We start from the raw sequence: 21,246 nt of genomic DNA, 5'->3' as shown, positions 1-21,246 counted from the left end.
GTTACGCATTCTTGTCCGTACAGTTGTGGCGTGGAATCGACAGCCCCGAAACGCCCCGACGTGCGCAAACGCGAGGAGACGCGACTCGGCCTCGTGCGGCGGGCCCGGCGGATGAACCGAACGCTCGGGGTCGCGTTTCCGCACGTTTACTGCGAACTCGACTTCACCACGCCCCTCGAACTCGCCGTCGCGACCATCCTGTCTGCGCAGTGCACCGACAAGCGCGTCAACATGGTGACTCCGGCCCTGTTCGTGAGATACCGCACAGCTCGCGACTACGCCGAAGCCGACCGCACCGAACTCGAAGAGTTCATCCGAACCACCGGCTTCTACCGCAACAAGGCCAACTCGCTGATCGGGCTGGGTCAGAAGTTACTCGAGAACTTCGACGGCGAAGTCCCCGCATCGTTGAAGGATCTGGTGACGTTGCCCGGCATCGGCCGCAAGACGGCCAACGTCGTGCTCGGCAACGCGTTCGACGTTCCCGGCATCACCGTCGACACCCACTTCGGCCGACTGGTGCGGCGCTGGCAGTGGACCGAAGAAGAGGACCCCGTCAAGGTGGAGCACGCCGTCGGCGCGCTGATCGAGCGGAAGGAGTGGACCGTGCTCTCCCATCGCGTCATCTTCCACGGTCGACGCGTCTGCCACTCCCGCACGCCGGCGTGCGGGGTGTGCGTCCTGGCCAAGGACTGCCCGTCGTTCGGCCTCGGCCCGACCGATCCGGCGACCGCTGCCGCCCTGGTGAGAGGTCCCGAGACCGATCATCTGCTCGCTCTCGCCGGAATCGTGTCGTGAACAAGGCCGCACTCCGCTGGTCTCTGGTCGCGCTCATTCTCGTCGTCGGGATGGTCTATGCCCTCTGGCCACGCAATGAATCTCCGGCAACGCAGCGCGCCGATGGTCCCGGTCTGGGGCAGCAAGGACCGTCGACGGCCGAGCGTCGGGCCGCCGATACTCCCGAGGCTCTGGCACCGCTGCGGCAGACCGCCGGTCTCGACGCATGTCCGACGCCGTCGGGCGCTGCAGCAGGCCCGTTGACGGGCATCACCCTCGAATGCATCGGCGACGGCTCGTCCGTCGACCTCGGCCAGGCTCTGGCCGGGCGACCCGCAGTGCTCAACATCTGGGCCTACTGGTGCGGCCCGTGCGCGAAGGAGTTGCCTTACCTGCAGCAATACGCGCAGCGGGCGGGTGATGCAGTCACGGTGTTGACCGTCCACAACGATGCCAACGAGTCCAACGGGCTGACCCGTCTGGCCGAGTACGGCGTCACGCTGCCCGGCGTTCAGGACGGTGCCGGACGTGTCGCCGCGGCGGTGGAAGCGCCGAACGTGTTGCCCGTATCTGTTTTGATATCTGCGGATGGCACTGTCGCCAAGGTGCTGACCGAACCCTTCACAAGCGTCGACGACATAGCCGACGCAGTCCGCGAGAACCTCGGAGTCGCGTCGTGAGCGCACCCGAGTGGCTCGGGCGCATGCTCGACGTCGCCGGCAGCGAAAACGGACTGACCGACACCACCGGCATCAACCCGGTACTGCAACGACAGGCGCAGCCGGCCGATCGAACCCGCTCGGCGGCGGTGTTGGTGCTGTTCGGCGGTCCGGCTGCCGCCGATCCGACCGCGCCCGGTGGGCTACCCGCCGAGGCCGACGTACTGCTGACCCAGCGGGCGTCGACCTTGCGCGACCACAGTGGGCAGATCGCCTTCCCCGGCGGTGCCACCGACCCGGGTGACGACGGGCCCATCGGAACGGCGCTGCGCGAGGCCCAGGAAGAGACCGGTCTCGACCCGGCCGGCGTCGTACCGCTCGCGACGATGCCCGGCATCTACGTGCCGCCGTCCCGATTCGACGTGGTTCCCGTGCTCTCGTACTGGCGGAGTCCAACCCCGGTCCGCGTCGTCGACGCCGGCGAAACCGAGCGCGTGGTGCGAGTTCCCCTGCGCGAGCTGCTCGATCCGGCCAACCGATTCCAGGTGCGTCACCCCGCCGGCTACCAGGGCCCGGCCTTCTCGGTGCAGGGAATGCTGGTGTGGGGATTCACGGGCGGTATTCTGGCGGGCCTGCTCGCTGTGTCGGGCTGGGAGTCCGAATGGGACACGGGGGATATACGCGATCTGGAGGCCAGCTTGACTGCGGTAGGAGCGAGGCTCGATCGGTGACGGGTTCAGGGTGGGTCGATATCGCGGTGCTCGCCGTCGCGCTGCTGGCGGCGACGTCGGGATGGCGACAGGGGGCGGTGGCGTCGGCGCTGGCGTTTCTGGGAGTCGTTCTGGGTGCCGTCGCCGGAATTCTGGTGGCACCGCACGTGCTCGAACACGTCGACGGATCACGCACGAGGGTGTTCGTCGGTATCGCGTTGATCGTGGTGTTGGTGATCGTCGGTGAGGTGGCCGGCATGGTTCTGGGTCGTGCGTTGCGCAGCGGAATACATTCGCGCTCAGCCAGATCCGTGGACAGCACGATCGGGGCAGGTCTGCAGGCCGCGGCCGTGCTCGCTGCCGCATGGTTGCTCGCCATTCCGCTGACGTCCTCGTCGCAGCCCGAGGTGGCCAGTGCCGTGCGTGGCTCGACGGTCCTGGGCAAGGTCGACGAGGTGGCACCCGAGTGGCTGCGTCAGGTGCCCAAGGAATTCTCGGCGCTGCTCGACACGTCCGGGCTGCCGGACGTCATCGGTCCGTTCGGACGCACTCCGGTCGCCGACGTCGCTGCTCCCGACTCCGGGATCGCCGCAGGCCCCGTCCCGATAGCGTTGCAGGCGAGCGTCATCAAGATCAACGGAATCGCCCCGAGTTGCCAGAAGGCGCTCGAGGGTTCGGGTTTCGTCGTCGGGCCGGATCTGGTGATGACCAACGCCCACGTGGTGGCCGGTACCTCCGAGGTGACCGTCGATTCTCCGGACGGCCCTCTCGACGCCGACGTCGTCCTCTTCGATCCCGAAGAAGATGTTGCTGTGCTTCGTGTTTCGCAGCTGCAAGCTCCGGTGTTGCCGTTCGCGCCGAACCCTGCCGAATCCGGATCCGACGCCATCGTGCTCGGCTACCCGGGCGGCGGTCCTTACACGGCGAGCCCAGCGCGCATTCGCGAGATCATCAACCTCAGCGGACCGGACATCTACCGCACCGGAACTGTTCAACGCGAGGTCTACACGGTTCGTGGATCGGTGCGGCAGGGCAATTCCGGTGGGCCACTGGTCAATTCGAACGGTGAGGTACTCGGTGTGGTGTTCGGTGCCGCCGTCGACGACCCCGATACCGGATTCGTCCTGACCGCAACCGAGATCTCGGACGAGCTTGCCCGCAGCTTCGATGCGCCGGTCAGTGTGGGGACCGGCGACTGCATCGTCTAGCGACGGGACGTCAGCTTTTCAGCGCGACGCGCAGGATTTCCTCGGACACCACGTCGGGGGCCTCCTGGTGCACGTAGTGCCCGATGTCCCGCACTGTTCGACGCGTCAGCCCCGGTGCCCAGTGCCGATCGCGATCGAGGGTGGTGGGTAGGACGTACGGATCGAGGTCACCGCTGATCTGCGCGACGGGGATCGAGGTCTTCACGTCGACGGCGTCCATGAAGCGTCGGCCCTCGGCGCGGAACTGGCTACGGAACGCCCAGCGCTGATATTCGAGGGCGCTGTGCGCGGCCCCGGGAATCCGGATGGCCGAGCGCATCTTGCCTGCGGTATCGGCGAAATCGTCGGTGCGCTGCCACTGCGACCCGGCGCGGCTGCGCATCAATTCCTCCACTGCCGCGCCCCCTCGGCGCGTCAGCAGCTTCTCGGGGCGCAGCGGAACTTGATACCGAGCGAAGTGCGGCAGCAGAGCACCGCGCTGTTCGGAATCCTTCAGCACGGCGCGGCGCAACGAGATCGGGTGCGGTGCATTGATCAGGACCATCGAGCGGACCATTCGCGGATGCAGAGCCGAACTCGCCCAGCACACCAGGCCGCCGTCCGCATGGCCGACGAACGTCGCATGTGGGTACCCCAGTGCGCGAACGAGACCGACGATGTCGCCGGCCAGGGTCCATCCGTCGTAACCACGTGGGGGCTTGTCGGAGTCGCCGTAGCCGCGGAGGTCGACTGCGACCGCTCGCACTCCGGAACTCGCGAGCGCGTCGAGCTGGTGATGCCAGGAGTACCAGAAGTCGGCGAAGCCGTGCAGCAGCACCACCAGTGGGGCGTCGGGAGCATGCTCGCCGACCTCCACGGTGTGGAACCGGATTCCATTGGCATGGATGTCGCGATGGATCCACTGTCCCGGGTAACGGACCGTGGACGGATCGGGATGATTCATACTGCTCGACTCGCCGGGCGTCGTCTACTTCTTGTAGCCGGGGATTCCGGGAATGCTCTCGTGCTGGTTCGGCAGCACGGTCGACGCCTGCTTGAGGGAGTCGATGGTCTTCTCGGGCTTGCGCAGTTTCTTGACCCTGCGGTAGCCGAGGAACCCGAACAGGCCGGCAACCAGCACCATGAACACGAAAACGATGAGGAACGAGGCCCATCGGTAGAGCCACACGTCGAGGAGCTCGGCGGCGAAGAAGAAGAAGAAGAACGAGCTGAACAGCAGCACTGTCAGCGCGACGATGAAGAAGACGCTGCCCTGCAGACCCTTCTTGACCTCGCCGGTGACCTCGGCCTTGGCGAGGGCCACCTCGGCACGCACCAGCGTCGAGACCTGAGTCGTGGCGTCCTTGACGAGGTTTCCGATGCTCGCGCTACCGGGTGTGCGGGCATCGACATCGGTGAGAGGTATCGACGAAATCGTGTTCGGGACGCCGTTGCCGTATCCCTTGTCATTGCTGACGCTCAACTCTCGACCCCTTGTAATCGCTGTGCTCGGTATTGCGGTGATCGCTCTGCTCGGTGTTGCGGAAGATCGTATCGACAGTAGTGCCTAAGTAGCAGATTATCTGTCCCGCGGCGGCCGAGCGACGCTCGGCCCGTCGTCGGTTACCTCTCCGCCCGTCGCGACAAACACGGGAATGTTGCACGAATCGGCAACGAACGGCCCGGGGGCGTGAAATTCTCAGGTGTTCATCAGGTAATTTTCAGGGAACTTTCCCCTTCAGGAGCACTCGTGAGTTCAACACACGCCGTCACGGACGACGGCGCAATTCCCGCACCTCAGGTGCCTCGGTCCCGAATCGTCATCGCCTCGATGGTCGGTACGTCCATCGAGTTCTTCGACTTCTATATCTATGCAACGGCCGCAGTGCTCGTCTTCCCCCGCCTGTTCTTCCCCGCGGGCAACGACACGACCGCGCTGCTGGCGTCGTTCGCGACGTTCGGTTTGGCGTTCGTCGCGCGACCCATCGGCTCGATTCTGTTCGGGCACTTCGGTGATCGCATCGGACGCAAGGCCACCCTCGTCGGGTCCCTGCTGACGATGGGTGTCGCGACGTTCGCGATCGGGCTCCTGCCGACCTACGCCGCGGCGGGTCTGTGGGCACCGGCTCTGTTAGCGCTGATGCGCTTCACTCAGGGCGTGGGCCTCGGCGGTGAATGGAGTGGTGCGGCGCTACTGGCCACCGAAACCGCGAAGCCGGGCAAGCGAGCCTGGGCGGCGATGTATCCGCAGCTGGGTGCGCCGATCGGCTTCTTCTTCGCCAACGGCATCTTTCTGCTCATCGTCATCGCGACCGGCTACGACTCCGCGAACTCCGGCACCGACCATGCGTTCCTCACGTGGGGCTGGCGCATCCCGTTCCTGCTCAGCGCGATCATGGTGATCATCGGCCTGTACGTCCGCCTCAAGCTCGAGGAGACGCCGGTGTTCAAGCTGGCAGTCGAGCGCGGCCAGAAGGTCAAGACCCCGTTGGCCCAGGTGTTCAAGACGAGCTGGCGTCAGCTGATCATCGGCACGTTCGTCATGCTCGCCACGTACACGCTCTTCTACATCATGACGACGTGGGTGGTCAGTTACGGAACAGGCAAGGTGGCCGACGTCAACGGGCCCAAGCTCGCGATTCCGTACACGGACTTCCTGGAGCTCCAGCTCATCGCGGTGCTGTTCTTCGCGGCGCTGATCCCGGTCGCCGGGCTGCTCGCCGACAAGTACGGCCGTCGCCCCACGCTCATCGTCATCACCGCGGCGATCGTGCTGTTCGGTCTGTCGTTCCACTGGTTCGCCGACCCGTCGTCCGCGTCGGCAGGCAAGATGCTGGTGTTCATGTGCGTCGGCCTGGGGCTGATGGGCCTGACGTTCGGGCCCATGAGTGCCGTTCTGCCCGAACTCTTTCCGACGAACGTGCGCTACACGGGCTCGGGAATTTCGTACAACACCGCGTCGATCCTCGGAGCTGCAGTGGCTCCGTTCATCGCAACCTGGCTGGTGAGTTCCTACGGCGTCGGCTGGGTGGGCGTCTATCTCGCCATCGCCGCTGCGCTGACCCTGATCTCGCTGATCATCATGAAGGAAACGCGAGACCAGTCGCTCGACAGCGTCTGAGCGGCTGCGCCGCATGTGAGTGGAACCTCGTAGTGGGCTACGAGGTTCCACTCACATGGGAGCGCTAGCGACCCTTCTTGATCGCCTCGAACACCTTCGGGTCGACGAGAGTGGAGACGTCACCGAGTTCGCGGCCCTCGGCCACGTCACGGAGCAGGCGGCGCATGATCTTGCCGGACCTGGTCTTCGGCAACTCCGGCACGATCGAGATTTCCCGTGGCCGCGCGATCGGCGAAATCTCTTTGGAGACCTGGGCTTTGAGTTCGGCGATCAATGCGTCGCCGGTGTTCTCCTCGCCGCCGCGCAGGATGACGAACGCGACGATGCCCTGGCCGGTGGTCTCGTCGGCGGCACCGACGACGGCAGCCTCGGCGACACTGTGATGACTGACCAGTGCCGACTCCACTTCCGACGTGGAGATGCGGTGGCCCGAGACGTTCATGACGTCGTCGACGCGGCCGAGGACCCACAGGGCGCCGTCCTCGTCGTACTTGGCACCGTCACCGGCGAAGTACCAGCCTTCTTCGGCGTAGCGGGACCAGTAGGTGTCCTTGTAGCGGTCCATGTCGCCCCAGATCCCGCGGAGCATCGCCGGCCACGGCTCGGAGAGAACGAGATATCCGTTGCCGCCGTTGCCCAGTGGCTTGGCGTCGTCGTCGACGATCTTGGCCGAGATACCGGGCAGCGGAGTCATTGCCGAGCCGGGCTTGGTGGATGTGACGCCGGGGAGCGGAGAAATCATGATCGCGCCGGTCTCGGTCTGCCACCAGGTGTCGACGATCGGTGCGCTGCCGCCGCCGACGACGTCGCGGAACCAGCGCCAAGCCTCGGGGTTGATGGGCTCGCCGACGGACCCGAGCAGGCGGATCGAGGACAGATCGTGTGCCTCGGGAATCTCCCTGCCCCACTTCATGAATGTGCGAACGAGGGTGGGGGAGGTGTAGTAGATCGACACCTTGTACTTCTCGATGACGTTCCAGTGTCGGTGCTCGTCGGGCGAATTGGGCGTGCCCTCGTAGACGACCTGGGTGGCGCGGTTGGCGAGCGGTCCGTAGACGATGTAGGAGTGTCCGGTGACCCAGCCGATGTCGGCGGTGCACCAGTAGACGTCCGTGCCGGCCTTGTGGTCGAAGACGTTGTGGTGGGTGTACGAGGTCTGCGTCAGGTAACCACCGGAGGTGTGGATGATGCCCTTGGGCTTACCCGTCGTACCCGAGGTGTAGAGGATGAACAGGGGGTGCTCGGCCGGGAACGGCTGCGCCTCATGCTCTTTCGACGCTTTCGCGACGGTCTCGTGCCACCACAGGTCGCGTCCCTCGGTCCAGGCGACGTCGGAGTCGGTGCGCTTGACGACCAGAACGTTCCGGATGGAGGCGGCTCCGTCCACGGCTTCGTCGACGGTGTCCTTGATGGGGGCGGGCTTGCCGCGTCGCCACTGGCCGTCGGTGGTGATGACGAGTTTGGCTTCGGCGTCGTCGATGCGCGAGCGCAGTGCGGTGGCGGAGAACCCGGCGAAGACGACCGAATGGGTCAGGCCGAGGCGTGCACAGGCGAGGATCGAGACGATGGCCTCGGGGATCATCGGCATGTAGATCGCGACGCGGTCACCGGAGACGAGGCCGAGTTCGGTCAGGGTGTTGGCCGCCTGGCTGACGTCGGCGAGCAGATCGGAGTAGGTGATGTCGCGGCTGTCGCCGGGTTCACCTTCCCAGTGGATGGCGACCTGGTCGCCGTGGCCGTCGAGGACGTGGCGGTCGACGCAGTTGTAGGCGACGTTGAGCTCGCCGTCGGCGAACCATTTCGCGACGGGGGCGTCGGACCAGTCGAGTACCTCGGTGAACGGGGTGTGCCAGTGCAGTCGGCGAGCCTGCTCCGCCCAGAACCCGAGTCGATCCTTCTCCGCGGCGGCGTACAGATCTGCCTGAGCGTTCGCCTGCGCCGCGAACTCGGCCGACGGCGCGTAGGAGGCAACCGCGGTGTCGTCGCTGCCGGAGGTACTGGTCGTCATCTCGAATAGCTCTCTTTCGTCCGATGCTTTTCGCCCATGAAACGGCACTTACAGGCCGGTCTCGAGCCCCTAGTGAGGGTAGTCACATGTGATGGCGATCGCACCGTTGCAATCGGCTGCAACCCCTTGATCTGCGGTGATCGGTTGTTTCCGCACGATGGACGGTCATCGCCGTCGTCGACGGGAGGCTGTCTCGGCGGCTATGCCCGCACTGTGAGAAATCGACTTGCCGAAACGTTTCGATCATGTTTCCGACTTACTCGCCGGTCAACAAAACCCGGGGGAGTTCACATGTTCGTTTCAGGATGTGTCTAAAGTTCGTTCCATCAGATCGTTGGTACGGCTCACAGGCCGTGTCTTGCGGTCGCCCACGAATCCCCGGGCGTCGCGCCCGAGGAACTGAGCACGGACGACCCCGTGTTCACATCTGGATGGAGGATTTCCTTGCGTAAAACACGCATCGCGTCAGCTGCAATCGCAGTTGTCGTCGGAGCGGCGCTGGTGACGGCGTGCTCTTCGAGCGATTCGACCGGCGGCGGAGGGTCAGGAGACGGCTCCGGCATCATCAACGCCTGGAGCGGTGAGCCGCAGAACCCCTTGGTGCCCACCAATACGAGCGAGAACACCGGCGGACGTGTCGTCGACTCGATCTTCGCAGGCTTGGTGTCCTACACCCCCGAGGGCGGTGTCGAGAACGAGGTCGCGGACTCGATCGATACCACCGACGGCCAGAACTACACCGTCACGTTGAAGGACGGCTGGCAGTTCACCGACGGCACGCCGGTCACGGCCAAGTCGTTCGTCGATGCCTGGAACTACGGCGCACTGTCGACCAATGCGCAGCTGCAGGGATCGTTCTTCGATCCGATTCAGGGCTACGACGAGGTCGCAGCCGAGAACCCGACGGTGCAGACCATGTCCGGTCTCAAGGTCGTCGACGACAAGACGTTCACCATCGAGCTCAAGCAGCCCGAGGCAGCGTTCCCCGATCGTCTCGGCTTCGCCGCGTACTACCCGCTGCCCGAGGTTGCGTACCAGGACATCGCCGCGTTCGGCGAGAACCCGATCGGCAACGGCCCGTACAAGTTCGCCCAGGAGGGCGCTTGGCAGCACAACGTGCGGATCGACCTGGTCACGAACCCCGACTACGCCGGTAACCGCAAGCCCGCCAACGGCGGCGTGAGCTTCATTCTGTACAGCAACCTCGACACCGCATACACGGACCTGCTGTCGAACAACGTCGACGTTCTCGACAACGTTCCGGCCTCGGCCGTCACCACCTTCGAGTCCGATCTTCCCGACCGCACGGTGAACCAGCCGTCCGCGTCGATCGAGACGTTCACGATTCCGGGCCGCCTCGCGCACTTCGGTGGCGAAGAGGGTGTGCTGCGTCGTCAGGCGATCTCCAAGGCGATCAACCGCGACCAGATCACCGAGCAGATCTTCAACAAGACCCGTACCCCGGCCAAGGACTTCACCAGCCCGGCCATCGACGGCTGGACCGGCGACCTCTCCGACGTCGGAAACGTCGAGTACGACCCCGAGGGTGCCAAGGCTCTGTGGGCCCAGGCCGACGCCATCGCGCCGTGGTCCGGAACGTTCTCCATCGCGTACAACTCCGACGGTGGACACCAGGAATGGGTGGATGCGGTCAGCAACAGCATCCGCAACACGCTCGGCATCGAGGCGCAGGGTGCGCCGTACCCGACGTTCGCTCAGCTGCGTACCGAAGCCACCAACCGCACCATCGCGACCGCCTTCCGGTCGGGCTGGCAGGGTGACTACCCGCAGCAGTACGGCTTCCTGGCACAGAACTACCAGACCGGTGGCAGCTCCAACGACGGTGAGTACTCCAACCCCGAGTTCGACCGTCTGCTCCGCGAGTCCGCAGGTGAGACCGACAAGACCAAGGCGCAGGAGCTGACCAACCAGGCTCAGGAAATCCTGCTCAACGACCTGCCCGCAGTGCCGACCTGGTACCGCAACGCAGCGAGTGGTTGGTCGGAGAACGTCACCAACGTCAAGATCGGTTGGGACGGAATCCCCATCTACAACCAGATCGAGAAGAACTGATCACGTTCGCTCCACTGCTGTAGAGACCGAGAAGGGCGGTAGGTCTTCCACCTACCGCCCTTCTCGTGTGCTCGCTCACTCCCGTATCTACGTTCGACGCCCCGCTGCAGCTGATCCTTGCGCCTCTGCGGTGACGTCCACCTTCCTCCAAAGGAGGTGATCCGATGCTCTGGTACATCGGACGCCGATTACTTCAGATGATCCCCGTGTTCATCGGGGCGACATTCTTGATCTATGCCATGGTCTTCTTGCTGCCAGGAGACCCCATCGCGGCATTGGCCGGAGACAAGGCGATCAGTCCCGCCGTCGCCGACCAACTGCGCGCCCGCTACAACCTCGACCAGCCGTTCATCGTGCAGTACCTGCTGTACCTGAAGGGCATTTTCACGTTCGACTTCGGCATGTCCTTCTCGGGCCGCCCGGTCAGTGAAGTTCTCGTACAGGCGTTTCCGATCACGGCCAAGCTCGCCTCGATGGCCCTCGTGATCGAGGCCGTGTTCGGTATCGGCTTCGGTCTCATCGCGGGTCTGCGCAAGGGCAAGCTGTTCGACTCGACGGTCCTCGTCGTCAGCCTCGTCATCATTGCCGTGCCGATCTTCGTCATCGGCTTTCTCGCGCAGTTCTTCATCGGTATCAAGTGGGGTTGGGTGCCGCCGACAGTGGGAGGCAACACCAGCTTCACCAACCTGTTGCTGCCGGCATTCGTACTCGGGGCCGTCTCGTTCGCCTACGTGGTGCGGTTGACGCGCACGTCGGTGGCCGAGAATCTCAGTGCGGACTTCGTGCGGACGGCGACGGCCAAGGGGCTCTCGCGTAACCGTGTCGTCAACGTGCACGTGTTGCGTAACTCGCTGATTCCCGTCGTGACGTTCCTCGGTGCAGATCTGGCCAGCCTCATGGGCGGCGCGATCATCACCGAAGGAATCTTCAACATCAACGGAGTCGGCGGCACCATCTACCAAGCCGTCATCCGCGGTGAGGCACCGACCGTTGTGTCTTTCGTGACCGTGCTGATCGTCGTCTATCTGGTCGCCAATCTCATTGTCGACCTTCTCTATGCCGCGCTCGACCCGAGGATTCGCTATGTCTGATCCCATCACCCCGAAGAGCGTCGACGCCGATCGCGCTACTCGCCAAGCACGTTTCGTCGAGGCCGACGAGGTCATCGACGTGTCGCAGACCGACGCTGTCGTCATCGACGACGCACCCGCCAGCATCTGGTCGGATGCGTGGCGGAACCTGCGCACGCGTCCGATGTTCATCGTCTCGGCCATCATCATCCTGGCCGTCATCGTGGTCGCAGCCGTGCCTGGCCTGTTCACCAGTACCGATCCGCGCTTCTGCGATCTGCAGTTCAGCATGCAGGGCCCGGGATCCGGACACTGGTTCGGTTACGACCGACAGGGCTGCGACATCTACTCCCGGGTGCTGTTCGGTGCTCGGGCGTCCGTGCTGACCGGAGTCGGGGTCACGTTCCTCGTGCTGGTCATCGGCGTCGTGTTCGGTGCTCTGGCCGGCTTCTACGGCGGCATCGCGGACTCGTTGCTCTCACGGATCACCGACATCTTCTTCGGCGTTCCGCTGATTCTGGCGGCCATCGTCCTCATGCAGCTGTTCACCGATCGCACGATCTTCACGGTGATTCTGGTGTTGGCGTTGTTCGGCTGGCCTCAGATGGCTCGCATCACTCGCGGTGCAGTGCTGTCGGCGAAGGGCAACGACTACGTAATGGCCTCGCAGGCTTTGGGTTTGACGCGACTGCGAACTCTGATGAGGCACGTACTGCCGAACGCGATGGCACCGATCATCGTCATCACGACGATTTCACTCGGTACGTTCATCGTGGCCGAGGCGACGCTGTCGTTCCTCGGCATCGGACTGCCTCCCACCGAGGTCTCCTGGGGCGGCGACATCAGTGCCGCTCAGGTCACCCTGCGACAGGGCTCGACCATTCTCTTCTATCCTGCTGCAGCGCTGGCAATCACGGTGCTCGGCTTCATCATGATGGGTGACGCCCTGCGCGACGCCCTCGACCCGAAGGCGAGGAAGCGATGACGGATCCAGCACGCATCGCAGTGGAGCAGCCCCTGCTCGACATCCAAGATCTCGAGGTCTCGTTCCGGTCCAACTCCGGTGCGGTCCCGGCTGTTCGCGGAGTATCGCTGACGGTCTACCCGGGGCAGACCGTTGCGATCGTGGGCGAATCCGGTTCCGGTAAGTCGACCACCGCGCACTCGATCATCAACCTGCTTCCCGGAACCGGCACGGTGACGGCGGGGCGCATCCTGTTCGAGGGCCGTGACTTGGCGCAGGCCAAGGAAAAGGACTTCGTCGACATCCGCGGCAGCCAGATCGGCCTGGTTCCTCAGGACCCGATGTCCAACTTGAACCCGGTGTGGAAGATCGGCTTCCAGATCGAGGAGGCCCTCGCTGCCAACGGCATCGCCAAGGGTAAGGCGGCGCGTGTTCGGGCAGCCGAGCTGCTCGAAGAAGCGGGCCTCAGCGATTCGGAGAAGCGGGTCAATCAGTACCCGCACGAGTTCTCGGGCGGTATGCGTCAGCGCGCGCTCATCGCGATCGGGCTTTCGGCACGTCCGAAACTACTGATTGCCGACGAGCCGACGTCCGCTCTCGACGTGACCGTGCAGCGTCAGATTCTCGATCATCTCGAAGGTTTGACGAAGGAACTCGGAACCGCGGTTCTGCTGATCACCCACGATCTGGGCCTGGCTGCCGAACGAGCCGAGCACCTCGTCGTCATGAGCAAGGGGCGGATCGTGGAATCCGGTCCGGCACTGGAGATCCTGCAGGACCCTCAGCATCCGTACACGCGCAAGCTCGTCTCCGCCGCGCCGTCTCTCGCGTCGCAGCGACTGAAGTCGTCGGTGGTGCGCAAGGACATCGTCGAGCATGCCAAGCAGGTGGCGGTCGAGGCCGTCACCGAGGAGACCGACTCGGCATTCGAGCCGGCCGCGGACACTGTGCTCGTGGTCGAGGGGCTGACCAAGGAATTCAAGCTCCGGGGCGGCAACCCGTTCAAGTCGTCCGTGTTCACGGCCGTCAAGGATGTGTCGTTCGGAGTCGCACGCGGTACCACCACTGCGATCGTCGGCGAATCGGGTTCTGGCAAGTCGACTGTGGCACAAATGGTTCTGGGACTTCTCGAGCCCACTGCGGGTTCGGTGAAGTTCGACGGGCGCGATGTGGCGGGGTTGAACAACAAGGACGCGTTCGCGTTTCGTCGTCGAGTGCAGCCGATCTTCCAGAATCCGTACGGGACGCTGGACCCGATGTATTCGATCTTCAGCACCATCGAGGAGCCTCTGCGCACCCACAAGGTGGGGTCGAAGTCCGAGCGGGAAGCCAGAGTCCGTGATCTGCTGGACAAGGTGGCACTGCCGTCGTCGGTGATGCGCAGGTTCCCCAACGAGCTGTCCGGCGGCCAGCGGCAACGTGTCGCAATCGCTCGTGCGTTGGCCCTCGAGCCCGAAATGGTCATCTGCGACGAGGCAGTGTCGGCTCTGGACGTGTTGGTGCAGGCGCAGATCCTGTCTCTGCTCAACGACCTGCAGGCCGAGCTCGGGTTGACGTACCTGTTCATCACGCACGACCTCGCGGTGGTCCGTCAGATTGCTGACGACGTGCTCGTGATGCGCAGCGGCGAGATCGTCGAGGCGGCGTCGACCGATGCCGTCTTCGACAACCCGCAGCAGGAGTACACCCAGAAGCTGCTCGCAGCCATTCCGGGTGGCTCGGTGCAGCTGGGCGCATAGCCGCGGTGGGTGAGGGGGTACCGTCGTCTGTCGTGACGGACCCCCTCGCCCCGCTGCTGGAATTGCCCGGAGTTGTCGATTCCGCCGAACGGGCACGCGATGCCCTCGGTGCCGTGCATCGGCACAAGGCCAATCGTCGTGGGTGGCCGGCGACCGCGGCCGAGGCCGCTGTCCGGGCGGCTCGTTCGTCCTCCGCGCTCGAGGGCGGTTCGATGGATTTCCCTCGCGAAGGCGAGGAGGGCGACCCGATTCTGGCGGGTGCGCTGCGAGTGGCCGCTGCTCTCGACGGTGACGCCCTGCAGAACACGTTGTCGACGTGGAAGCGCGCACCACTGCAGACGCTGGCCCGCCTACATCTGTTGGCCGCCGCGGATCTCGTCGACGACGCGTCCTCGCTCGGTCGACCGCGTACGGACGCGGGCATCGGCGAGCGGCTCGATCTCCTTGCGCAGTTGGTGACGGGTGGAACCTCCGCGCCGGCTCCGGTGATCGCGGCAGTCGTGCACGGTGAACTGTTGACGCTGCGGCCTTTCGGAACTGCCGACGGCATCGTGGCGCGTGCTGCATCGAGGTTGGTGGCCGCATCGTCGGGATTCGATCCGCACAACCTGGGCGTGCCCGAGGTGAGCTGGATGCGTCGAGCGAACGCGTACCGGGATGGAGCCGCCGGGTTCGCCGAGGGCACGGCAACGGGCGTCGGTAGTTGGGTGATCCTCTGCCTCGGAGCATTCGAAGCTGGTGCTGCAGAAGCGACTTCGATTGCCGAAGCTGCACAGTAGGAGTTGTGCACACGTAAAAGGGCGGCGATGCCGACTTGCGTCGACGTCGCCGCCCGTTAGCACGGAGCGCCTGGTTACCAAGCGTGCACAGGTGGGCTGTGATGGACTACCACGTGGCCTCGGCGAGAACTCGACGGTGATGAGGTCATCCCTGCAACCGGTGCAGGGTTCTTGCTGATCACCCACGAATATCGCAGGCCCACAGCGCTTCTGCCATTAGGTGGCTAGCTCCGCGTGGGTGCCGGTGTCCGTGCTGGGAATCGCGGTCGGGAGAAGCGAACCTTCTCTTCCGGTTCGTTCTTGGCCTTCCGTTCTTCCGTACGTCATTTGTACCCCGTGACGCCGCTCACATCAAGGGTTTGGGCTCATCGTTTTCTGCGGAGTAGTCCGTAGGTGATCGCGCCGGCCGCTATTGCGCTGAAACCTGCTGCAGCACTGGCTACTACGGTCTTCCCGGACGGATTCGGAATGCGGGAGCGCAGCGAAACGGGGTTCGAGAATGTCAGAATCGGCCAGCCGAGGGACGAGGCCTCTTTGCGGAGTGCGCGGTCTGGATTGACGGCGGTGGGGTGGCCGACCGCCCGCAGCATCGGCACGTCGGTGATCGAATCCGAGTAGGCGTAGCTCTTGGAGAGGTCGTAATCATGTTGTGCCGCCAGGGACTTCATGGCGTCGACCTTGCCCTCGCCGTAGCAGTAGAAGTCGACCTCGCCGATGTACTTGCCGTCGACGGTCACCATCGTCGTGGCCATGCTGTGGTCGGCACCCAGCAGTTCGGCGATGGGGTGCACGATCTCGTCACCCGACGCCGAGACGACCACCACGTCGTGTCCGCGGAGCTTGTGGTCCGCGATCAGATCGGCCGCTTCGGCGAAGACGAGGGGGTCGACGATGTCGTGCAGGGTTTCGGCCACCACTGCTCGCACCTGCTCGACGTCCCACCCGGCGGTCATGCCGGCGATGTGCGCGCGCATGCGTTCCATCTGGTCGTGATCGGCACCGGAGAGCAGGAACAGGAACTGCGCATAGCTGCTCTTGAGTACCGCTCGCCGGTTGATCAGACCTTGGTCGAAGAACGGCTTGCTGAAGGCCAGAGTGCTGGACTTCGCGATGATCGTTTTGTCGAGGTCGAAGAAGGCGGCGACGCGCGCTGCGCGTCGGCCGGCGGGGGCGTCGTCGGTGTCTGCGCTGAGGGTCACGATTGTCACCATAGTGGCCGGTGGTGACCGTTGGATGTCGCGCAACTTCTCTTCTCGACTCGCTCCGAACAAGTCCACAAATTGAGACGGTTGAACTTGCAAACAAGGACGTCCACGGGTGTAGTATTTTCCACGAGCCCGGTTCATTCCGGGCGGTGTTCAGCCCGACCCCCCGGGGCTGAACCAGACGACCCTCGCCTCCTCCCCCCCCTGGCGAGGGTCGTCCTCTTTTCCGGGGTAGGCCGAAAACTGGTACCGCGGTACCGGTATTCATCCACAGGGGCCGATTTATCCACATTTCCCCAAGTCGCGCGCCGCGCGAGCGGATTCTCGCGCACGCTTGGGTCCATGAAAACGGATTCGATTTCACGGCGGACGAACGCGAACGCGTCTATGTCGATCGAACATCACGGACTGCGTCAGGACGTGTATCGAATCGCCGCAGCCGCGGATTGTGTTGTGGAAGAGCAGAACTTACTGGTCGGTATCGGGTCGGCACGTCCGATTTGGGAATTCCCAGGAATGATTTTGATCGATTTTTCTTCTGCCGAGTCGGCGCTCGCAGCCGGATTTCCGCGACGGCCCGGCGTCGTTCTGGTCACGGCCGCGTCGCCGACACTCGACGATTGGCGGACGGCCACAGCGCTCGGTGCCGAACACGTGGTGTCGTTACCCTCGGACGAGGACACGCTCGTTCGCATCCTCGGTGAACCCGTCGTCACATCGCCGGGCGGCGGTGGCGTCATCGTGGTCGTCGGTGCCCGCGGAGGTGCGGGTGCGTCCACGTTCGCGGCGGCGCTGGGCCTGTGCAGCAGTCGCACGGGGCAACGCACGCTCGTAGTAGAAGCCGACCGGTACGGCAGCGGCCTCGATCTGCTGCTCGGCTGGGAGAACGCCCCAGGTTTGCGATGGTCCGGCCTCGTCGTCGAGGGCGGGCGAGTATCCGGGGACGCACTCCACGGCGCGCTGCCGTCGAAGAACGGATTGTCGGTACTGGCACTCGGGCGAACCGACGACCGGCGAACCGGACTCTCGGCCGTCGCCGCGGCGGCTGTGCTCGACGCAGGGCGCGCTGGAGGCGATCTCGTGGTGTGCGACGCCCCGCGCCAATCCGGTGACCTCTCGGACGCCCTGTACGCCGCAGCCGACCTCGTCGTACTGGTGCTGCCTGCGGAATTGCGGGCCGTGACGTCGGCAGAAGCAGTAGCGGACGAGATCTCGAGTCGCAATGCGAACGTCGGATTGGTCGTTCGTGGGCCGGCACCCGGGGGACTACGGGCCGCGGACATCGCCGCCGCCCTCGACCTGTCGCTGCTGACGTCCATGCGGGCCGAGCCTGGATTGGCCGAGCGTCTCGAGCGTGGCGGGCTTGCTCTCGGCCGCCGCTCACCGCTGGCGGCGGCGGCCACCGTGGTCCTCGATACCTTCGCGCACAAGCCCGGTGGTCAGCGGTGGGCCGCATGAACGCAGTCGTCACCGCCGAATTGCTCGACCGCGTACGAGAACGGCTCGCTGCTTCGGCACAGTCTCCGGTGCCCGCCACCGTTGCCGCGGCCATCCGCACCGAGGCAGGGGGAGTCATCGGTGACACCGATATGCTTGCGGCACTGCGTATTCTGCAGACAGAGCTCACCGGCGCAGGCCCGTTGGAGCCGCTTCTGTCCGAGCCAGGGGTGACCGATGTGCTGGTCACGGCGCCGGATCAGGTGTGGATCGATCGCGGTGGAGGCCTGGAACGCACCGGAGTCCAGTTCGCCGACGAAGCCGCGGTCAGGCGGCTGGCGCAACGGCTCGCTCTCTCGGCCGGTCGGCGATTGGACGATGCGCAGCCGTGGGTCGATGGCCGATTACCCGGCGTCGGACAGGGAGTCTTCGGGGTCCGTCTGCACGCGGTGCTGGCACCGGTGGCGAGCGGTGGAACCTGCCTGTCGTTGCGAGTGCTCCGCCCGGCCACCCAGGGACTCGCCGCGCTCCGGGCGTCCGGTGCGGTGACCGAGGAGGGCTACGATCTGCTCGCGCGGATTGTGCTCGCGCGCTTGGCGTTTCTGGTCGTCGGAGGTACCGGCGCTGGAAAGACTACGCTTCTGGCTGCTCTGCTGGGCGAGGTCGACCCGGCCGAACGAATCGTCTGCGTGGAGGACGCGGCCGAGTTGGCACCGGCCCATCCTCATGTGGTGCGTCTGGTGGCCCGTGCTCCGAACGTCGAAGGTGTGGGCGAGGTGTCGGTTCGGCAATTGGTTCGCCAGGCACTACGGATGCGACCCGATCGGCTCGTCGTCGGTGAGGTGCGCGGGGCCGAGGTGATCGACCTGATGACGGCCCTCAACACCGGGCACGACGGCGGTGCCGGAACCATCCATGCCAATTCGCCCTCGGAAGTACCCGCTCGGCTCGAAGCCCTTGCCGCACTGGGCGGAATGGGTCGCGACGCCTTGCACAGTCAACTCGCGGCGGCCGTCCAGGTCGTCCTGCACGTCCACCGGAGCGCCGACGGCACGCGCAGATTGCGGGAGATCGGACTGGTGGAGGTGGATTCGACGGGTCGTGTTCATATCGTGCCGGCATGGTCCGCTGATTCCGACGCCGTGCCCGGGCAGCGCGGGCTGCACGAACTGCTCGCTCGGCGCTGTGGCGAGATGCGATGACGGCTGCACTGTGTGTCCTGGCCGCTGCATTTACGCTGTGGCCCAGCCGCTCTCGCCGACTACCGCGCCGCGGTCGAGTTGCCGTCGGCGTTCCTGGGTGGGCGCTCCCTGTCGCTGTTGCCGCGGCGTCGGCCGTGGGGATGTTCTGGATCGGCGGTCCGTGGGGCGCGGCGGCTCTGTTCGTGGCGGGCGGTACCGGATGGCACCGGCATCGCCGTCGCACCGTGCGCGCCCGTCGTACGGCCGAATTGGATTGGTTGGCAACCGGAGTCGAAGTGGTCATCGGTGAACTGCGGGTCGGTGCGCACCCGGCGACGGCCGGCGAAGTGGCTGCGGACGAGTGCGGCGGGATCGCCTCGGAGGCGCTGCGCGGTGCTGCGTCCAGATCGCGACTCGGTGGACGCGCTGCCGACGGGATAGCCGCGTCGGATCCGCTGTTGAACCCCGAACTGGACCGCTTGGCCGCGGCATGGCGGGTGGCCGACGAACACGGCCTCGCACTCGCCGAGTTGCTCGACGCCGTGCGCGAGGATCTGCTCGGACGTCGGCGATTCCGGGAACGAACCGAGGCCTCGCTTGCAGGGGCCCGCGCTACTGCATTGGTGTTGGCTGGACTGCCCGTTCTTGGGGTCGCGCTCGGACAACTGATGGGGGCCGATCCGCTGCGCATACTGCTGGGCGGCGGGCTGGGCGGAATCCTGCTCCTCATCGGAACCGCTCTCGGTTGCGCAGGTCTGCTGTGGACCGATGCGATCACCGGCAAGGTGACGACATGACGTGGGCGATCACGCTCTGTCTGGCAACGGCTTTGATCGTCGTCCCCGCTGCCCGCGGCGGTTTGGCGCGAGTAGAGGTTGCAGGGCTTTCGACGGCAGAAGCCGTCGACGACTCCGGACCCGATCCGCTCGCGGTGGCAACGACATTCGACCTTCTCGCTGCGTGTCTGCGTTCCGGACTCCCGATCTCGACTGCCGCGGCGGCCGCAGCCCACTCCGCTCCGCCCGCATTCGGTATCGCTCTGCGCAAGGCCGCCGATCTACTCGAGCTGGGGGCCGATGCAGCGACGGCGTGGGACGCAGTGGCGAAGGATCCGGAGACCGAGGCGCTGGCACGGATGGCGCGACGATCCGCCCGGGCCGGGTCGTCCATGGCGTCAGCGATGACGGAACTGGCTGCTACCCAACGAACTCGGGCCGAGGACGCGTCGGCGGCTGCGGCCGAACGGGCCGGTGTGCTGATCAGCGGACCGCTGGGCCTGTGCTTTCTGCCGGCTTTCATCTGCCTGGGCATCGTGCCCGTGGTGATCGGCCTTGCGGGCAATGTGCTGGGCGGCGGTCTGATGTGACCGCCGAACAACGAATCGTCCGGTGCGGATACGCCGCGCCGGAATACGGGGAGGGGAAGCGTCATGATGGGGAATGCAATGCAGGAGATCAAGACTCGAATCGCATTGTTCGGTGTGGAGGACGACGGTATGTCGACCGCGGAGTACGCGATCGGCACCATCGCCGCCGCGGCGTTCGGTGCGGTGCTGTACACAGTGGTGACCGGGGACAGCATCGTGACCGCGCTGACGGGAATCATCGATCGAGCGCTCAACACAGCCGTCTGATTCCGGGCGGTGAGGACGGGGCTGTGACGGTGGAGGCGGCGATCGCCGTCGCGTCCATCGTCGCAGTGATCGTGGTGTGCATCGGTGCGATCGTGTCGGTGACGATGCACATCGGCTGCGTCGACGCTGCGCGGGAAGCGGCTCGATTGGCGGCCAGAGGTGATGGGGCCCGAGCTGTGTCGGTAGGGGAGCGGGTTGCGCCGGAGGGTGCTCGGATCACGGTGCGCGAAAACGGTGAATTCTTCGTCGCGCGGGTGGAGGTGGAGAGTCCGCTGCCGGGACTGACGTTGTCGGCGGAGGCCGTTGCTGCTGCGGAACCGGTTGCAGCGGAATGAAATCAGGTGTGCGTGATGACGAGGGCGGGGCGACGGTCTTGGCGGCACTGGCGATGTCGGCGTTGATCGCCGTCGTGGTGATGGTGATGCACGTCGGGTCGGCGGTGGGCGCTCGTCATCAGGCGCAGTCGGCTGCTGATCTCGCTGCATTGGCCGGTGCGGGGGCCCTCGATCGTGGGGTGGCCGATGCGTGTGAGACGGCGAGGGGGTTGGCGATGCGAATGGGAACGGAGTTGCGGGAGTGCACGATCGACGAGTGGGACGTGATCGTCACGGTGGGTCAGCCGGTGTTCCTCGGACGCTTCGGAATGTCCGACGCCACCGCGACGGCGCGGGCGGGGCCGGAGTGACCGGACGCCCGCCCGCCG

Annotated in this window: 21 protein-coding genes; 17 read left to right on the top strand and 4 right to left on the bottom strand. The window is 65.3% G+C overall.

Annotation, left to right across the window (positions count from 1 at the left end; genetic code table 11):
• Positions 1–111: 111 nt before the first annotated feature.
• From nth to marP, 4 genes are read left to right on the top strand one after another with little or no spacing between them, the layout of a single operon-like run.
• A complete protein-coding gene (gene nth, locus CH285_RS01760; RefSeq protein WP_205912677.1) occupies positions 112–798 on the top strand; it encodes an endonuclease III in 687 nt (228 codons plus the stop codon).
• Between the two features lie 50 nt (positions 799–848).
• Positions 849–1,457 carry a TlpA family protein disulfide reductase gene (locus tag CH285_RS01755; RefSeq protein WP_052066158.1) on the top strand — a complete coding sequence of 203 codons (609 nt, stop codon included), beginning with the start codon at positions 849–851 and terminating at the stop codon, positions 1,455–1,457.
• A gap of 23 nt (positions 1,458–1,480) precedes the next feature.
• The gene (locus CH285_RS01750; RefSeq protein ID WP_032364742.1) at positions 1,481–2,167 is read left to right on the top strand and encodes an NUDIX hydrolase; all 687 of its coding nucleotides are present in this window, start codon (positions 1,481–1,483) and stop codon (positions 2,165–2,167) included.
• Entirely contained in the window at positions 2,164–3,354 is a 1,191-nt protein-coding gene (gene marP, locus CH285_RS01745) for an acid resistance serine protease MarP (protein ID WP_032364547.1), read from the top strand. The genes CH285_RS01750 and marP overlap by 4 nt, the downstream gene beginning before the upstream one ends.
• A 10-nt stretch (positions 3,355–3,364) precedes the next feature.
• Here the strand turns inward: marP and CH285_RS01740 are convergent, their stop codons facing one another.
• Complete coding sequence (locus CH285_RS01740) at positions 3,365–4,297, bottom strand: alpha/beta fold hydrolase (RefSeq protein WP_032387950.1); 933 nt, start codon at positions 4,295–4,297, stop codon at positions 3,365–3,367.
• Positions 4,298–4,321: 24 nt separating this feature from the next.
• Positions 4,322–4,816: a phage holin family protein gene (locus CH285_RS01735; RefSeq protein ID WP_032373800.1), complete on the bottom strand. Its 495-nt coding sequence runs from the start codon at positions 4,814–4,816 to the stop codon at positions 4,322–4,324.
• Positions 4,817–5,083: 267 nt separating this feature from the next.
• On the opposite strand from CH285_RS01735, the gene CH285_RS01730 reads away from it, so the two are divergent.
• Positions 5,084–6,454 carry an MFS transporter gene (locus CH285_RS01730; protein WP_048316729.1) on the top strand — a complete coding sequence of 457 codons (1,371 nt, stop codon included), beginning with the start codon at positions 5,084–5,086 and terminating at the stop codon, positions 6,452–6,454.
• Positions 6,455–6,518: 64 nt separating this feature from the next.
• Here CH285_RS01730 and acs read toward each other — a convergent pair whose 3' ends face one another.
• Positions 6,519–8,462: an acetate--CoA ligase gene (gene acs / locus CH285_RS01725; protein ID WP_094642724.1), complete on the bottom strand. Its 1,944-nt coding sequence runs from the start codon at positions 8,460–8,462 to the stop codon at positions 6,519–6,521.
• A gap of 444 nt (positions 8,463–8,906) precedes the next feature.
• Between acs and CH285_RS01720 the strand changes: the two genes are divergently transcribed.
• From CH285_RS01720 to CH285_RS01700, 5 genes are all read left to right on the top strand, one after another.
• A complete protein-coding gene (locus CH285_RS01720; RefSeq protein WP_027494484.1) occupies positions 8,907–10,535 on the top strand; it encodes a peptide ABC transporter substrate-binding protein in 1,629 nt (542 codons plus the stop codon).
• A gap of 164 nt (positions 10,536–10,699) precedes the next feature.
• Complete coding sequence (locus tag CH285_RS01715) at positions 10,700–11,626, top strand: ABC transporter permease (RefSeq protein ID WP_027494483.1); 927 nt, start codon at positions 10,700–10,702, stop codon at positions 11,624–11,626.
• Entirely contained in the window at positions 11,619–12,590 is a 972-nt protein-coding gene (locus CH285_RS01710) for an ABC transporter permease (protein ID WP_032386012.1), read from the top strand. The genes CH285_RS01715 and CH285_RS01710 overlap by 8 nt, the downstream gene beginning before the upstream one ends.
• Positions 12,587–14,308 (top strand): dipeptide ABC transporter ATP-binding protein, encoded by a 1,722-nt coding sequence (locus CH285_RS01705; protein WP_027494481.1) that lies wholly within the window; start codon positions 12,587–12,589, stop codon positions 14,306–14,308. Before CH285_RS01710 ends, CH285_RS01705 begins: the two co-directional genes overlap by 4 nt.
• A 32-nt stretch (positions 14,309–14,340) precedes the next feature.
• Positions 14,341–15,087, top strand: a complete 747-nt coding sequence (locus CH285_RS01700) for a hypothetical protein (RefSeq protein ID WP_032364740.1) — start codon at positions 14,341–14,343, stop codon at positions 15,085–15,087.
• Between the two features lie 365 nt (positions 15,088–15,452).
• Here the strand turns inward: CH285_RS01700 and CH285_RS01695 are convergent, their stop codons facing one another.
• Positions 15,453–16,298, bottom strand: a complete 846-nt coding sequence (locus CH285_RS01695; RefSeq protein ID WP_205914341.1) for an HAD-IB family hydrolase — start codon at positions 16,296–16,298, stop codon at positions 15,453–15,455.
• A gap of 336 nt (positions 16,299–16,634) precedes the next feature.
• Here CH285_RS01695 and ssd point away from each other — a divergent pair, with 336 nt between their 5' ends.
• The 7 genes from ssd to CH285_RS01660 all read left to right on the top strand — a co-directional run bounded on the left by ssd (position 16,635) and on the right by CH285_RS01660 (position 21,228).
• The gene (gene ssd, locus CH285_RS01690) at positions 16,635–17,750 is read left to right on the top strand and encodes a septum site-determining protein Ssd (RefSeq protein WP_080736034.1); all 1,116 of its coding nucleotides are present in this window, start codon (positions 16,635–16,637) and stop codon (positions 17,748–17,750) included.
• Positions 17,747–18,931, top strand: coding sequence for a TadA family conjugal transfer-associated ATPase (locus tag CH285_RS01685; protein WP_176458648.1), 1,185 nt, complete (start codon positions 17,747–17,749; stop codon positions 18,929–18,931). Before ssd ends, CH285_RS01685 begins: the two co-directional genes overlap by 4 nt.
• Positions 18,928–19,707: a type II secretion system F family protein gene (locus tag CH285_RS01680; protein WP_094660365.1), complete on the top strand. Its 780-nt coding sequence runs from the start codon at positions 18,928–18,930 to the stop codon at positions 19,705–19,707. Before CH285_RS01685 ends, CH285_RS01680 begins: the two co-directional genes overlap by 4 nt.
• Positions 19,704–20,276, top strand: a complete 573-nt coding sequence (locus CH285_RS01675) for a type II secretion system F family protein (RefSeq protein WP_094642721.1) — start codon at positions 19,704–19,706, stop codon at positions 20,274–20,276. The genes CH285_RS01680 and CH285_RS01675 overlap by 4 nt, the downstream gene beginning before the upstream one ends.
• Before the next feature lie 78 nt (positions 20,277–20,354).
• Positions 20,355–20,543 carry a DUF4244 domain-containing protein gene (locus tag CH285_RS01670; RefSeq protein WP_373454713.1) on the top strand — a complete coding sequence of 63 codons (189 nt, stop codon included), beginning with the start codon at positions 20,355–20,357 and terminating at the stop codon, positions 20,541–20,543.
• A 23-nt stretch (positions 20,544–20,566) separates the two neighbouring features.
• Positions 20,567–20,878 (top strand): TadE family type IV pilus minor pilin, encoded by a 312-nt coding sequence (locus tag CH285_RS01665; protein WP_094642720.1) that lies wholly within the window; start codon positions 20,567–20,569, stop codon positions 20,876–20,878.
• Complete coding sequence (locus CH285_RS01660) at positions 20,875–21,228, top strand: Rv3654c family TadE-like protein (RefSeq protein ID WP_094642719.1); 354 nt, start codon at positions 20,875–20,877, stop codon at positions 21,226–21,228. Before CH285_RS01665 ends, CH285_RS01660 begins: the two co-directional genes overlap by 4 nt.
• Positions 21,229–21,246: the final 18 nt, after the last annotated feature.

Source organism: Rhodococcus sp. 05-2256-B1, from assembly GCF_002258465.1.
GTDB classification, from domain to species: Bacteria; Actinomycetota; Actinomycetes; order Mycobacteriales; family Mycobacteriaceae; genus Rhodococcoides; species Rhodococcoides fascians.
This window is presented reverse-complemented; position numbering and strand designations above follow the sequence as displayed.

Bases quoted from the DNA above. Each gene is read 5' to 3' on its own strand.
- CH285_RS01675 (WP_094642721.1), top strand. From the start codon at position 19,704: ATGACGTGGGCGATCACGCTCTGTCTGGCAACGGCTTTGATCGTCGTC.
- CH285_RS01695 (WP_205914341.1), bottom strand. From the start codon at position 16,298: ATGGTGACAATCGTGACCCTCAGCGCAGACACCGACGACGCCCCCGCC.
- CH285_RS01750 (WP_032364742.1), top strand. From the start codon at position 1,481: ATGCTCGACGTCGCCGGCAGCGAAAACGGACTGACCGACACCACCGGC.
- ssd (WP_080736034.1), top strand. From the start codon at position 16,635: ATGAAAACGGATTCGATTTCACGGCGGACGAACGCGAACGCGTCTATG.
- CH285_RS01715 (WP_027494483.1), top strand. From the start codon at position 10,700: ATGCTCTGGTACATCGGACGCCGATTACTTCAGATGATCCCCGTGTTC.
- CH285_RS01680 (WP_094660365.1), top strand. From the start codon at position 18,928: ATGACGGCTGCACTGTGTGTCCTGGCCGCTGCATTTACGCTGTGGCCC.
- nth (WP_205912677.1), top strand. From the start codon at position 112: ATGAACCGAACGCTCGGGGTCGCGTTTCCGCACGTTTACTGCGAACTC.
- CH285_RS01705 (WP_027494481.1), top strand. From the start codon at position 12,587: ATGACGGATCCAGCACGCATCGCAGTGGAGCAGCCCCTGCTCGACATC.
- CH285_RS01755 (WP_052066158.1), top strand. From the start codon at position 849: ATGGTCTATGCCCTCTGGCCACGCAATGAATCTCCGGCAACGCAGCGC.
- CH285_RS01710 (WP_032386012.1), top strand. From the start codon at position 11,619: ATGTCTGATCCCATCACCCCGAAGAGCGTCGACGCCGATCGCGCTACT.
- CH285_RS01685 (WP_176458648.1), top strand. From the start codon at position 17,747: ATGAACGCAGTCGTCACCGCCGAATTGCTCGACCGCGTACGAGAACGG.
- CH285_RS01660 (WP_094642719.1), top strand. From the start codon at position 20,875: ATGAAATCAGGTGTGCGTGATGACGAGGGCGGGGCGACGGTCTTGGCG.
- CH285_RS01740 (WP_032387950.1), bottom strand. From the start codon at position 4,297: ATGAATCATCCCGATCCGTCCACGGTCCGTTACCCGGGACAGTGGATC.
- acs (WP_094642724.1), bottom strand. From the start codon at position 8,462: ATGACGACCAGTACCTCCGGCAGCGACGACACCGCGGTTGCCTCCTAC.
- CH285_RS01670 (WP_373454713.1), top strand. From the start codon at position 20,355: ATGCAGGAGATCAAGACTCGAATCGCATTGTTCGGTGTGGAGGACGAC.